Raw genomic sequence first — 12,980 nt, 5'->3', positions numbered from 1 at the left:
ATTTGTTAAACTCTCGCCCCTTTACGTTAATTCACCGTAGACATTGATTGGAGGCTGCGGTGTCGCTACTGCATTTATTACACAGCGACGGCGCCAATGAATAATCTCAAGCCAATCGATCTCAAAGATCCGCGGATCAAATCCGGCTCCTCCCTTGGGGCATTGAGACGACGGATCGTCGTTGGTCTGCTTGTAGCGACAATCGCAATGGCGATGATCGCGTGGCTCGGTTTCCTGGGCTGGGGTTTGTTCGAAATTTTTCGGCCAGTCGTTCCATACGTAACCAAACTTTGGTCAACCTTATTCTGACTTGCGACGCAGGCGTCTGCCAGTCCCGCGGAGAGACGATGCAAAATATTCTTGTTGTCGGAGGAGCGGGATACATCGGCTCCCACACTTGCCTCGATCTATTCAGCAAGGGCTTCAGGCCAATCGTATACGACAACCTCTCGAACGGTCATGCCGAGTTTGTCAAATGGGGGCCTCTGGAAATAGGTGACATTCGCGATCGCGAGCGATTGGACGAGGTCATCGCAAGACACCGGCCGAGCGCCATCATCCATTTTGCAGCGGCAATTGAGGTTGGCGAATCCGTCCGGGATCCGGGTGGCTATTACGAAAATAACGTCGCTGGCACGATTACGCTGCTCCGCGCGGCCCAGGCGGCGGGTGTCGACAAGATCGTTTTCTCTTCGACATGCGCCACCTACGGAGTTCCTTTATCGACTCCGATGGACGAAACACATCCCCAGCAGCCGATTAATCCCTACGGGCAAACCAAGCTCATCGTCGAACAGACCTTGCGAGATCTGGATCGCTATCAGGGATTCCGCTCCTTCATCCTGCGCTATTTCAACGCCGCTGGTGCTGACCCTGAAGGCCGGATTGGAGAATGGCACTCGCCGGAAACGCACGCTATCCCGATCGCGATGGATGCAGCGCTGGGCCGCCGGCCGCAATTTCAGGTTCTCGGCGCCGACTATGATACGCGGGATGGCACCTGTGTTCGCGATTTCATCCACGTCCTCGACCTTGCAGATGCGCACACGCGTGCGGTCGAGCATCTTTTGAAGCACGGCACCAGCCACGCCCTGAACCTCGGGACCGGAAACGGCACCACGGTGAAGGAAATGCTCGATGCCGTCCAGCGGGTTGTCGGCCGAAGCTTCGAAGTTCAATACGGCCCCCGCCGCGAGGGCGACTCTCCCGCTCTGGTCGCCGACAATGCCCTCGCCCGCCGTACCATCGGCTGGACTCCGCGTCACGATCTCAACTCGATCATCGAGACGGCCTGGAACTGGCATTCGAAGTATCTACCGGCTTGATGCCGGCACTTCCAAATGGCGGGTGCGACAAAATTTCCTCGAATTTTTCGCTTCTCCTCAATGGTTATTTAACCTCTTTGCATAGCGAGAATTTAACGCGGGTACCTGTATTCACCGATCAACAGCGCGCCTCTCGGCGGTCGCATCGCAACGATCAGGTGAATGGTACATGGCACGACGCAGTTCAGCTTGTTTAACGGTTCTTGCCTCCGCGGCCAGCCTGCTTTCCGCAGGCGCTGACGCTCGCAACGGATCGCAGCACGACGTCCGTTCCTCCGCGCCATTGATCGCAGCCGCCTCGCCGACGCTCGCGCCATTTCAGCACGTGCGCTTCTGTCTGCGCTATCCTTCGGATTGCAAGTCGGACGCGACCGAGATTGAGCGGATCGAGCTTAGCCCCGAGACTTCCGCATTGCTGGAACGCGTCAACCGCGGCGTTAACGCCGAGATTGCCCCAGTGATGAAGAGCCAAGCACCCGAATACCGAGGTGGATGGACCATTGCGCCCTCCCTGGGTGATTGCAACGACTACGCGGTGACCAAGCGGCACGAACTGATGCTTGGCGGCTTGCCTGCAAAGGCTTTGCGCCTGTCGGTTGTCAAGACAGACTCCGGAATTGGTCACCTGGTCCTCGTCGTATCGACGACCAAGGGCGACATCGTGCTCGACAATTTGACCGACACGATCCGTTCCTGGCATCAAACGGAGTATCAATGGCTCAAAATTCAGTCAGCGACCGATGCCAAGTTCTGGCATGAAGTAAAGGCGTATGGACCCAGCCTGTCGCGTGCGGACCGAAAGATCCGTCTCGCCGACCGCTAGCGGGCGGCTCGACGGATCAACGGGCCTGCCTCGTGAGCTCCGTCACGAAATCTCTCTCGGTGGCGTCGCGGGCGGCGTTTCCAGCACCAACTCCGGTACGCCTACCTTCGAGCGTACCGGAGCTGGTGCTGGAGCGAGCCGGCACTTGATCGGCAACCGATCTCGCCAGCCAGCACCCCATCAAGCTCCCGAATACGATGAGATAGCCCGGTATCTGCAAGGAAAAATCGACGGTTGAATGCAGATAACTCGCCACGGCGATTCCCGTGACGGCAGCCAGCGAACTACGACTTCTATCCTTCAAGGAAGGACGAAGCGCACCGTTGGCAAGAATGAACAATGAAGCCAAGGCGCCGAACACGATCGTCAGTGCGATCGGGATCCCCATCTCGACTGCGATCTCCAGTATCGTTGAATGCGCAAAATCCCAGACGCCCCAACTGTTGAATTCAAGTCCCCGAAGCGAAGGAAAAAAATCTGCAAACGTACCGGCTCCGGTACCCAACAAAGGCCGCTGTCGAATGGATTCGACACAGTATTCATAAACCGACCATCGCGCCTGGTCGAAGAAACCGCGGCTGCCCACCCGTCCAGCCTGACTCAACCAGATGAGCACAGCGGTCAAGGCCGCAGTCGCTGACGCAAACGCGTACCAGAACTTTGGCCGAAGCGCGCTCGCCGCCATCAGCCCGATCGCGACGAACAGTCCCAAGCTCGTACAAATCAGGCCACCGCGCGAGCCGGTCAGAAGCAGCGCAAACAAACATGTGAGCGCCGCCGCCGAACGAAGGATCAACTTGAACGCTACGTGCTCATTGGATGAGGTGAGGAGCAGCACGCGAAGCGATCCAAATTGCAATGATTGAATTGTCTGCAATGCCAGACAAAACCAGAGAATCAGGCCACAGCCAATGAAGGTCGCCGCTGTATTGTGGTTGACGAAGGTAGCGGTCAGACTCCCCTGATAAGCGAGTTTTGGCGTCCACAGCAGCATGTTGGGCGTGAAAACCAGCGCCAGAATGCCATAGATCGCATAAAGCAGAATGGAATGCCGCGCAGCAGTCGTCAGGATTTCGCTGTTGCGATGTGAGGTCCCAACGAAGAAGCCGCTCGCAAAGGAAGTCACGGCAAGAAGGAAATGGCCGACCGCTTCGACTGGAATCTCTGCTCGGGCGGAAATCCGTGACGGAACATGGAGCGGCAGGAGTTGATTCAAGCGCTGCCAGATCGGGTCGCCCCAACCGTCGACCAAACCAGGAATGACCTGGATGATAGCCACGGCCGCATAGGCGCCACACACCGCAAAAAAGCCAAGTAGAATACGCCGCTGGGCGGCGTTTGTCGGAAAAGCTACGCCGCACAACATGGCCGCCGATAGCAGCGCTACCCAAACTGCGACCGAAAGCCTATCTACCGATCCAAAAAACAACGGCGCCAGACAGAGCGGTATAACGGTCAGTCCGAGCTGGATCGACCTCAACCAGTGCACCGGAAACTCCAATTGCAGCCGGCAATCCGATCAGAAGGCTCGGCCCTGGTCAGCTTACCACCGCGTCTTCACCGCAGTGTTTACATTGGTCACCGAATTGGCTGTGTTCGATACGGTGTTCGCCGTGCTGTTGATCAGCGTCAGCAGCTTGTAGTAGTCCACCACCTTGGCGTTGGCCACATACATCACGTCTTTCGTCCGCATCTGGAAGCCGGAGGCAAGCAACATGCCTGAGGGATCGCGCAGGTTGATGTGATAGATGGTGGGAATTCTTTCGTACGTGAATCTTGCAGTATCGACTCCGAGCTTCTGCAACAGGGAGCGATCTTCATACCGATAGAGGAAGACCTCGGCGGGATCCGACTGCTGATCATTGAGGCCGCCCGCCTTGCCGATAGCCTGCGCGAGAGTGAGCGTCTCGACGTCGAACGTAATCTCCGAATTGAATCCGAAGACGTTCTGGTTCAGCGCGCCCAGCGCGGTGAAGGACGGAGATTCGCGCGTGAGGAATATCACGTCGTTTGGACGAATGAAGATGTTCTCATTGGGATCATGAACAACGCGGCTCAGCGACACGCGCACGCGCTTGCCGTCGCGCTGCAGTGTAACGTAGCTCTCGATCGCCTCGTACTTTGGTCCACCCGCACGCGCAAGCAGCGCAAGCATCCTTTCGCCGACGCTGTTGAGCGCCAGAACGCCCGGCGTATTTACGTCGCCGAGCACGCTGACAACACTCGAGTGCTGCTGATTGAGGCTGACGACCACCTGGGGCTCGATCGCTCGGTTGCGCAGCCGAGCAACGATGGCTTGCTGGATTTCGGGTAGCGTTCGGGCGGCGGAAGGTATTTCGCCGGCGTAAGGAACATAAATGCTCCCTTTTTGATCCACAGCCTGGGGCGGCAGATCAACAAAGTTTCCCGGACGGGCGCCGGCCGATTGGCCAGGGGTGAACAGGCCACCGGGAGCGGCCTCAAAGATCGAAACGTTCAGGACATCGCCGACGCCGACCACTTGTGTAGGCTTGGGCCGCTTGTCGGGAAACTGACCTTTGAATGTAAGAAGGTTGGGCTGCGACAGGAATCCGATTGTGTCCGCGCTGACGTCGACCAAGGCATACGGCAAAGCCGCATTGGACCGTATCCCGGCAGTCGCGTTTGCGTTTACCTCGTCGCTCTTGGGCCCGGTTCCTGGAAGGACCGAGCACGACGGCAGCAATATCGCGAATGCAAGGGCGAGAACGGGGTGCGGCGTCCCGATGCGTTTCAACCACCGGAAGCTGGACTGTCGATCCGCGACCGGACGTGGCGCAATATTAAGAGGGCCACCGTCTGGCCCGCTTTTTGACACAACCGCAACTGGTAACAACCCGGATTTCACGCCCTGCCCTCAGTTCTGCGTTTCAAGTTGACCGTTTCAGACGACGTAAGCTCGCAGTAAGTTTCAAAGGGAACCTACAAGGGGAGTCGCTCGTATTAAACAGCCCAGTCGAGCCCATAGCTGGTTTTGGCCGTTCCGTTGCCTTCACGCCACACCCGGCCAAAGCGCTGTATTTCTAATGAGTTGTTCGGAAAATCTTCAAAAAGAGGTAAAAACTCCAAACAAACTGCTGTATAATCCCCCCGTGCCGCCTTGCTCCTGGACGGCTTTAGCCACCCGCCATCCACATAAAAGGCACCCGCGCGGCACTCCCGCGTCATCCCACGACCCAGATTCGTCCAGCGGACCGCAGTGTGGCCAAAAAGCCCCAAGCCGACAGCGCCCCCGTTACCCGAATATGCACTTAAAAGGTTATATTCTAATAAATCCGGACCCTTAACGTCCCCGGCAAGCGATCGCGTCAGCGAGATTGCAAAGCTTTAAGCCGAGCAACCTCCGGCACGTTCTAGCGGGGGCTGTGAGCTAGATTGATCGGGGACAGCAGAATCGCTCGTGAGGGGCGACCTGCGCAGCTTAAAGCTGTATCTTTTTGACGACAGATGATTCAATCAGTTAGGGCGCGATTCGGGGTCGGCCCCGACCAGAAACCTCAAGCAGTCGAATTAGTAAGCTTCGTGTTGCAGGCCATCAGTTGAGTGCGGGTACCGGCGTGATTCATTCAGCGGCGGGGGGAACTGGCATGATGTATGCGGCACTCTTATTGATGCTGTTGGGATTTGGACTTGGCATAGCTTCGCGACTGGGCGTGTTGATTTCGGCGTCGGCTCTGCTGGTTGTGCCATCGGTGGCCATTTCCATTGCCTGCGGGCTAAGCGTCCTGGACGCTGCTTTGGCAGCGATGGCGATGCAAACGATCGTTCAAAGCTGTTATTTCGGAGGCTCGCTGGTTAGGAGCCTTGGCGGAAGTTTTGCTGAGCGCAATTGACATAAGCTCCCACTCTAGAAGCAGCATCTGTCGCGAAGCCTTTTATGGCTTCTGACAGCCGGAATAGAACGACCCGTTGACCGCGTCGGTCCGTTCCAGGCACTGCGACAGATCGGTGATCTCGCCGGCTACCGTGAAGTCGTACCCCTGGTTCTTCAGCGCCAAGGCGTAGCGGCCAGCAGGCAGCGTGAAGTCAGGTTCGGCTGGTTGCACCAGAAGCATTTCGGGATTTCCGGCAACCGGTCGAACCCTGAATTCGTAGGACAGATTTCGAATATTCCAAGCGTCGGAGACCGGCGAAACAATCGGCTTGCCCTTGGCATCGAATTTCAGGGCGCGCATGACCTTGGCCACCACGCGAACCTCCATCCTCTCCGGCGCGTTGCCGACCAGATCGCGCCGGAACACCACGAACCTTGCCTTTCCGTCAGGAAGGGTTGTGACGCTTGATTGGCTGATGGGTGTGGATATCGAGACCCTCTTGTCAGGCACCTGCTCGGACAGAAGGTTGAGTTCGCTCAAGCCTGCGGCGCTCAAGGCATACACGCCATAATCGGTGGGTAACGGAAAAGGTGGCTTGGGCGGCGAGGCGGCCGTTGTCTCAGGAACAGGAGATGCGGGAAGCGCAGATTGCGACGATGCGGGAGGGGTTATGGCTGCCGCGCCTGCCGATGTTGCCGCCTTGCTGACTTCCGCGTCGCGAATACGTGCGAATATCAGTTGCGTATTCGCGTAAGTCGCGATGCCCGCCACTGCAGCAAATAGCAGCAGCATCCCGACCCAGAACCCGGCAGCCCTTGATGTGAGCGGCGCAGCCCGAACTGGCGAGGGCGGCATGACGTCGTCCCAGGAATAAACGACCTTCGCAGGAACGACCGTTTGCGGCGGCTCCGGACGATGGATCTCGACAACTGACGTTCCCGGTGTTTCTTCCGGGGGTCCCAGGCCTCCGAGTTGCGGAGGCTGCGTCGATGCCTCGATGCGTGCCCGGTCACCGCCGCGGACCGCGAAGTCTTCAACGCCACGAATCGCCGTTTCGAGCGAGGTCAGGAGCCGCTTTCGTTCAGCCTCGTTGGCCCAGGATGTGTCGGTCTTCAGCCGCGCGCGGGCAAATTCGTAGATCGCCAGGCGCATCTGTGAAGGGTCGTCCTTCACGGTGGTTATCATCCGCGAAAGAATCAGGGCGAATTCGACCGCCTGTACTTGGAATAGGGCGGTCTCGTCTCCCTCCGATGTTGGCGTTTCTGACTTCATGGCGGCAAGAGTTACTTCTGTGAGTATAGAATTTTACCTAAGGCACTGCAAAATCACGCAATTACTGTTTTCGGCTCCTGCTCCACAGGCGCATGATGTACCAGCACGCGCACCGAGCCAAAGACTATTCCAGAACTTTCAGGTGGCAATAGACCAAGGCGTTCTCGGCAGAGCTTGGCCAACCGGCCCATTACAGTTTATTGTTTAGCTAGAGCTCGTCATTCCACGCGAATCAAGGATTTGGAAATGCACGCCATCAAGATCGCCGTGTTTTCAACGATCGTCGCAGCCCTTGCTGGCCTGTCGGATGAAGCATCTGCACGCGGGGGTCTGTATCCGTTGACTCGCTGCGGGCCGGATCTTGCCTATCTCTGCCCGATCCATGGCTACTACGACCAGCCGTCCTTCCACTACAATCTCGCGGTCCATCCCGGCTGCATCAAGACGGTCCGCGTCGAGACGCCGGCGGGCGTTGAACGCCGCCGCGCGATCGTTTGCGGAGCGCCGGAAAGACCGATGGTCTACTGGTAGGGACCAGCAGGCGCCGGACGGACCTTTCCATCAGGTTATTGCCTGGAGTTGTTCGTGATGCCGGTATTAATGCCGGTGTTTGGCGCCGTCCTCTGCGCTGGCCTCGCAGGCGCGTTTAAATTGTTGACGGGCGCGCGATCGTACGTCCGTCCAGAATTCATTCCGGAATCGCGAATAAGATTGCCATTGCCGTCTCGGGCATTGGATACGCCATATTGCGCGAATGCCGAACTGCTGCAGGCAACGAGACAAAGAACCGTGAGCGTTATTTTCATATGACCTCTTTTTTCTGCTGCGTTCATCATAGACACGAATGCACAGGAATACACCCCAGGCATTGCACGATTAGCTGGCGGACCGTTTCAAGGCCAAGCTTTCGAATTCCGCATTAGACTTCAGCGCGATTTCCAGATTAATGAGCGGCCAGACGCTTCAGAATTTCAGCGGGGCGATCGCATCACGAACAGCCGCGCTCGAATAACACTGTCAGGAGTCACCCCTTGGAATGGGTTCTTTTCGTCTCACTGCAATGGATCGTTCTGGGAAGTCCCACCCAGCCGACTTCGCAGGTGATTCAACCCTTTGCTTCTGAAGAGGTCTGCAACAAGGCTGCAGAAGCACTCAGGAACGAATTAAACGCGCCGATTCCGACCCAGCGGGTTCAAACCGTGGGACGCGTCGTTTGCCTTCGCAAGGACAAATGAAAGAGCTGCGGCACCGGCGATTGCGTCAGTTTCTTGCCGCGACCGCCGCGCCTCTTGCCATCCTGGCCTAGGGGCACGGCCGACGTTGCCCGTTGAAATCGCGATAGCTCGCGGTGGCAGCGTCGTAGCTCCGGAATCTCGCGCAGCCGGACGTACCGGTTGTACCGACGACCCGGTTTCGATCCTTGCCGCGCTTGGGCAGTGCTGCCGTTGTCGGAGGCTCAGCCTCGGAATTGCCGTTTGCATCGGGCGCCCCGGCGGCCTGATTGGCTGCAGGCCGGGCGGCTGGATCCACCAAGGCCTGTGTCGCTGCCGGTTTTGCCTCTTTGTCATCTGCCGGGCTGCTACCGGCGGCGGTTGGCCGCTTGGTTGGTTCGGTGTCGGTGGGCGGCTTGCTGGCCTCGGCAGTCGCCGGTGCTCTTCTGGCCTCGGCGATGGTCGGAGCCTTGCTGGCTTCGGGAGCAAGCGGCGCCTTGCTGATTTCGGTAGCGGCGGGCTTGGTATCCGCCTCGCTGGAAGCACGATCCGCAGCCTTATGCCGCTCGATAAAGTCCCTGCAAGTCAACGGGAAAACGATTTCCCCTGAAGCAGTTACACCGATCGGAGTGCAGCCGCCGGGCGGCGGCCCGCCGTCGGAAGCCCCCGCTCGCTGAAGCGGCTCGGAGGTCTGGGCAACCCCTTCGCGACTCGTCCCCAACAAGGCCGACAGCGTTGCAGCCAAAATGAGAATAATTGCCAATAAGTGTCTCATGGCTACAACTCAACAAATTTAAGACTGGGCCATAATGGGTTCCGATAGATAGCTTGTTCTGGGCGGGCTGATGGCGCGAAAAGGGTCACCGTGCGGCCAATTACTGGCACAACTGCGCATTTTGCTGGGTGGCCTCCTTCCGTCGATCCGTGCCCCGGTTGACGCCACAGGGAATGTTCCGGCACTATTCATCATCTGGGGATCGAGATTCATGAAAAGCATCAAGCCGATTTTGACTGCCTCTCTTATTCTGGGGACGACCGCGATAGCCGCTACGGGTTCCGCTGAAGCCCGCCACTTGCGGCACGCTGGCGGCGCGTATGCGGTAACTGCGGGCGCCTGCAGCGATCCAGGGCCGCGCCCGACCTACATCTATCCGGCCCCAAATTGGGAGCCGTTCTTCCGGCGACACGTCTATCGTTACGGTCCGATCCTGATTTGCGAACCGGTGCTTCAAGCCACCAATGTGATTTCCGTGCGTTACTGACCCCAGGACGGTCGTCCTAACATCCGCGATGACCCGGCCAGCGGGATAACTAGGCTGTGCTTATTCGAGCGCGGCGCTTGGCCGCCCAGGGCGCCGATTCGTTGTTTCGGAGCCTCGGCCGGGCTCGATCTGTCGCCGTTTCCTTGAGCACTTGATGCCAACGACATGGGCTGGCGAGGTGCACCTTCGCAGCCCGATACAGCCACGTAACACCTTTGCCAGGCACCCGTTTTACCTGACCGCGCCCCCGGCCCCGGCGGTCGGGTTTCCGTCGCTGCGGCCGCCAACAAAATTACCTTGCGCGCTTCCCGGGGGCGCGGAAACATCCCTCCTCCAGATCGACGGCGGGTGATGCGATGCTTGTTTGGATCGTGATTTTATTGCTTTGGATTGTGCTGATATCGCTGATCTTGCACGACGCCACCAAGGGGGACAACAGCGGGCGGAAAGCACGATCCAGCAGAGCGACCAAGCATCAGGATGCAAAGAAAACTTCATTGCAGCCTTCGTTGAAGGTCGAGGAGCCTGCGGCGCGTACTGTTTCGTCGTCTTCGGAAGCAGCGCCACAAGAAGAGCCGGGCGCGGAGAAGCAGACCCTGGGCCGGCCGCAAAAGAAGAAGTGGTGGAGCAAAGATTCCCGCGCGCAGATAACCGGTGCGGAGCTCGAAGCGGCAATATTGGAGGCCATGAAGAAAACCGCTCCCTGCCAAGACTTCATCGGGGTGATCGTCGGACGCAAGACCCCTAAATCGCACCTCGATCCAAACTGGGAAGTTCAGGGAACAAAATTCGGCAAGGCGGACCGAAAGCTGGCTGAGGAAATGTTGGCAAGTGTTGTCCAGCGCATGCAGAAAGAACTTGTGCTCGTCGAGGAAAGAGACACGACACCACAACGCGCCACGGGCCGGGTTGTGCTCTGATCGGCAGCGCCGATCTATCGCGCCCCTTCAGTCGCGGCGTCTGCGTTGAATCAGAACTACCGCCGTCAATACGGCAGCCAGGGCAACAAGCGCCAATATGGCGATCTCCGGCCGCGTGAAACCGGCATGAACATGAAGGGTATGCCGGAGGACGGCTGCGGCAATCACCGCGGCGACGAGAATGCCGGCGACATATCTCATCCGTATTTTGGTAGGATCCATTACAGATATAAACGTCTGCGCAGGGCGGCACCTGACGGGTCCGCGATTGACGGATTTCAGCAAAGCCGCCGGCGTTGGTTTGGCGCGGGCAGTGCACCCGTTTTGGAGATTACCGAGCCCTTGCGCGTCTCCGCCGCTGAACCGCTTTGCCAAAGTGCTTGTCTTCTGAGCGCCACAATCAACCCGGCGAACGAGGCTCGCAACCCCGTTCACCTCGCTCCACAGCCTTCCTAGCACGATTATTTCGTGTTCACACGCGAAGCGCTGAAGCTCGGAACGCCAGCCGGTCCCATTGTCAAAAATGCATTTCGGCGCCCGCCGAGACGAACCATGTTCGAGCGACGGGCAACTCGATGCGCCCATGGGCGACCGGCGTCAGCCAGGCATGCTGACGTCAGCGACGCCGGGCAATACCCCTACAGGGATTTCTCTGAACGCTCCGCAGGCGGGGTACGCGTTTTCGCCGCCAACTCGGCCCGTCGAACCCGGGCTCTCAGGCGCAGTATTTCGGCATATTGCTCGGCAAGGTTGCAATCGATCCCGGTTTCCCCATTCGTCCTGGAATTGATCTGCTGCATCTGGTGCACCCGGTTCGGATCATCATCATTGTTAGTGAACCCAAGTTCGTTTCAGGTTCAGACCGCGCCCTCGTTACAACCCCATAGCGTTAACACGGGCAAGATGAACGAGCATTGTGACCGGCTCAAGAACCAAGTCGATTCCCGACCCGATGACCGTGCCGCACGTTAACTCTGTTATCGGGTCGCGCTCTTGATCACGGCGAAGGCAATGTGATTTCGTAACTGCGGACCGAACGCCAATCACAAACATGGGCGTGCGTGAGCGATGCGCTCAGACCGATAATGCTTGCCGAATTAATGCGTTGCGATAGAATATCAAAGTTGATTTTCTATTTAATTTTCGATGACGATATTTTGGATGGACGATCTTTCATGGCGGAAATTGCCAAACCGATCCCGGACACGCGAGTCGGTCCGAAGAGAGTTGCGCCGGTAGGTGGCGCCATCAAACGGTTGATCGACATCATTCTGGCGGCCGTGGCGATCGGGCTCATGCTGCCGCTCCTCGTTCTCTGCGGGGTTGCAACGTTCCTCGCCTCGGGACGGCCGGTCGTCGCCCGCCATCGGCGGATTGGCTTTCGCGGTCGTGCTTTCGAGTGCTTCAGTTTCGAGACCTCCGCCGAAACGCGCGTCACACGTTTGGGCGCCGTACTTCGCAAGGCCGGTCTCGATGAATTGCCGCAGCTGTTCAATGTGCTGCGGGGCGACATGAGCATCGTAGGACCACAGCCCATCAGCGGTAACGAGTTCGACCAGTACGCCGATCAGGCAGCAGCCTATCTGTCGTGCAAGCCGGGCATTACCGGGCTCTGGCGAGTTCACGGCAAGGCGAGCCATCTCGAGCGAGTGAGCCTGGACTGCGACTATGCCAGGAGTTGGTCTCCGTTGCTGGATGCCAAGATCGCGATCTCAACCTTCTCTGCCGCATTGGGCCCGACAGCGCATCGCTAAGGAGCGATTTTTCCGACAGACTCTTCACCTTATCGAATCGACGAGTGCGATCTCGTAACACCATCCGAGGACGGTTAGCGGTCCCTTGGCGTCCGCGCATGGCTCAGTGCTTCAGGAAAGCATGATTGGAACGCCTGGCGCCCCCGGATAGGTCTTCGTTAATGATTATCACATTAAACTCATTTGAACGCATCACGACGATTCTGAATGCCAGGATCAGCCACAGGCGGGCAAATGGAACTGCTTATCGCTCTCTGCCTGGTCGGAGTTTTCCTTGGCGTCTATTGCCACTTTCTTGTCCTGGTGCCGCTGACGCTGACTACCGCGATAGCCTGCGGCGCCTTCGCGGCATGGCACGGCCAGACCATCTTCGAGACGCTGCTGACCATTCTGACATCGGCGGTCGCGCTTCAGGGGGGATACATGATCGGGCTAACCAGCCGCCAACTCCTGGGCCAACTGCTTTCCCGGCTGCATCTGGTACCTTCCAAGCGCATTTAGGCTCAAGCCATTACGCGGCCTGTTGCGCTACAGCGGGTTCATCGAAGAGGTCAATGGCCGGCGGCTTGCCTAACCGCCG

Annotated in this window: 14 protein-coding genes; 10 read left to right on the top strand and 4 right to left on the bottom strand. The window is 58.2% G+C overall.

The window, feature by feature from the left end; translation table 11 throughout:
- Nucleotides 1-347 precede the first annotated feature (347 nt).
- Nucleotides 348-1,325 (top strand): UDP-glucose 4-epimerase GalE, encoded by a 978-nt coding sequence (gene galE / locus ACVWVY_RS18770; protein WP_456627762.1) that lies wholly within the window; start codon nt 348-350, stop codon nt 1,323-1,325.
- Nucleotides 1,326-1,494: 169 nt separating this feature from the next.
- The gene (locus ACVWVY_RS18765) at nt 1,495-2,148 is read left to right on the top strand and encodes a transglutaminase-like cysteine peptidase (protein WP_456627761.1); all 654 of its coding nucleotides are present in this window, start codon (nt 1,495-1,497) and stop codon (nt 2,146-2,148) included.
- 16 nt (nt 2,149-2,164) lie between these two features.
- Here ACVWVY_RS18765 and ACVWVY_RS18760 read toward each other — a convergent pair whose 3' ends face one another.
- The gene (locus tag ACVWVY_RS18760) at nt 2,165-3,637 is read right to left on the bottom strand and encodes an O-antigen ligase family protein (protein WP_456627760.1); all 1,473 of its coding nucleotides are present in this window, start codon (nt 3,635-3,637) and stop codon (nt 2,165-2,167) included.
- Between the two features lie 54 nt (nt 3,638-3,691).
- On the bottom strand, nt 3,692-4,747 hold the full coding sequence (locus ACVWVY_RS18755; protein ID WP_456627759.1) for a polysaccharide biosynthesis/export family protein: 1,056 nt from the start codon (nt 4,745-4,747) through the stop codon (nt 3,692-3,694).
- Between the two features lie 1,006 nt (nt 4,748-5,753).
- Here ACVWVY_RS18755 and ACVWVY_RS18750 point away from each other — a divergent pair.
- Entirely contained in the window at nt 5,754-5,999 is a 246-nt protein-coding gene (locus ACVWVY_RS18750) for a hypothetical protein (protein ID WP_456627758.1), read from the top strand.
- 42 nt (nt 6,000-6,041) lie between these two features.
- On the opposite strand, the gene ACVWVY_RS18745 is transcribed toward ACVWVY_RS18750, so the two are convergent.
- Nucleotides 6,042-7,133 (bottom strand): hypothetical protein, encoded by a 1,092-nt coding sequence (locus tag ACVWVY_RS18745; protein ID WP_456627757.1) that lies wholly within the window; start codon nt 7,131-7,133, stop codon nt 6,042-6,044.
- 366 nt (nt 7,134-7,499) lie between these two features.
- Between ACVWVY_RS18745 and ACVWVY_RS18740 the strand changes: the two genes are divergently transcribed.
- Together ACVWVY_RS18740 and ACVWVY_RS18735 are read left to right on the top strand one after the other, a co-directional pair.
- Nucleotides 7,500-7,784, top strand: a complete 285-nt coding sequence (locus ACVWVY_RS18740) for a hypothetical protein (protein WP_456627756.1) — start codon at nt 7,500-7,502, stop codon at nt 7,782-7,784.
- A gap of 500 nt (nt 7,785-8,284) precedes the next feature.
- The gene (locus tag ACVWVY_RS18735) at nt 8,285-8,488 is read left to right on the top strand and encodes a hypothetical protein (protein WP_456627755.1); all 204 of its coding nucleotides are present in this window, start codon (nt 8,285-8,287) and stop codon (nt 8,486-8,488) included.
- 67 nt (nt 8,489-8,555) lie between these two features.
- Here the strand turns inward: ACVWVY_RS18735 and ACVWVY_RS18730 are convergent, their stop codons facing one another.
- Nucleotides 8,556-9,227, bottom strand: a complete 672-nt coding sequence (locus tag ACVWVY_RS18730) for a BA14K family protein (protein WP_456627754.1) — start codon at nt 9,225-9,227, stop codon at nt 8,556-8,558.
- Nucleotides 9,228-9,450: 223 nt separating this feature from the next.
- Here ACVWVY_RS18730 and ACVWVY_RS18725 point away from each other — a divergent pair, with 223 nt between their 5' ends.
- The 5 genes from ACVWVY_RS18725 to ACVWVY_RS18705 all read left to right on the top strand — a co-directional run bounded on the left by ACVWVY_RS18725 (nt 9,451) and on the right by ACVWVY_RS18705 (nt 12,901).
- Complete coding sequence (locus ACVWVY_RS18725) at nt 9,451-9,726, top strand: hypothetical protein (RefSeq protein WP_456627753.1); 276 nt, start codon at nt 9,451-9,453, stop codon at nt 9,724-9,726.
- A 356-nt stretch (nt 9,727-10,082) separates the two neighbouring features.
- Nucleotides 10,083-10,646: a hypothetical protein gene (locus ACVWVY_RS18720; protein WP_456627752.1), complete on the top strand. Its 564-nt coding sequence runs from the start codon at nt 10,083-10,085 to the stop codon at nt 10,644-10,646.
- Between the two features lie 45 nt (nt 10,647-10,691).
- Entirely contained in the window at nt 10,692-11,102 is a 411-nt protein-coding gene (locus tag ACVWVY_RS18715) for a hypothetical protein (protein WP_456627751.1), read from the top strand.
- 668 nt (nt 11,103-11,770) lie between these two features.
- Nucleotides 11,771-12,400, top strand: a complete 630-nt coding sequence (locus tag ACVWVY_RS18710) for a sugar transferase (RefSeq protein WP_456627750.1) — start codon at nt 11,771-11,773, stop codon at nt 12,398-12,400.
- 234 nt (nt 12,401-12,634) lie between these two features.
- Nucleotides 12,635-12,901 (top strand): hypothetical protein, encoded by a 267-nt coding sequence (locus ACVWVY_RS18705; RefSeq protein ID WP_456627749.1) that lies wholly within the window; start codon nt 12,635-12,637, stop codon nt 12,899-12,901.
- The last annotated feature ends 79 nt before the right edge of the window (nt 12,902-12,980 follow it).

This window comes from Bradyrhizobium sp. URHC0002 (assembly GCF_054059515.1).
This window is presented reverse-complemented; position numbering and strand designations above follow the sequence as displayed.

Excerpts from the sequence above, each read along its gene's own strand:
- ACVWVY_RS18765 (WP_456627761.1), top strand. The coding sequence starts at position 1,495 with ATGGCACGACGCAGTTCAGCTTGTTTAACGGTTCTTGCCTCCGCGGCC.
- ACVWVY_RS18725 (WP_456627753.1), top strand. The coding sequence starts at position 9,451 with ATGAAAAGCATCAAGCCGATTTTGACTGCCTCTCTTATTCTGGGGACG.
- ACVWVY_RS18705 (WP_456627749.1), top strand. The coding sequence starts at position 12,635 with ATGGAACTGCTTATCGCTCTCTGCCTGGTCGGAGTTTTCCTTGGCGTC.
- ACVWVY_RS18750 (WP_456627758.1), top strand. The coding sequence starts at position 5,754 with ATGATGTATGCGGCACTCTTATTGATGCTGTTGGGATTTGGACTTGGC.
- galE (WP_456627762.1), top strand. The coding sequence starts at position 348 with ATGCAAAATATTCTTGTTGTCGGAGGAGCGGGATACATCGGCTCCCAC.
- ACVWVY_RS18745 (WP_456627757.1), bottom strand. The coding sequence starts at position 7,133 with ATGCGCCTGGCGATCTACGAATTTGCCCGCGCGCGGCTGAAGACCGAC.
- ACVWVY_RS18740 (WP_456627756.1), top strand. The coding sequence starts at position 7,500 with ATGCACGCCATCAAGATCGCCGTGTTTTCAACGATCGTCGCAGCCCTT.
- ACVWVY_RS18720 (WP_456627752.1), top strand. The coding sequence starts at position 10,083 with ATGCTTGTTTGGATCGTGATTTTATTGCTTTGGATTGTGCTGATATCG.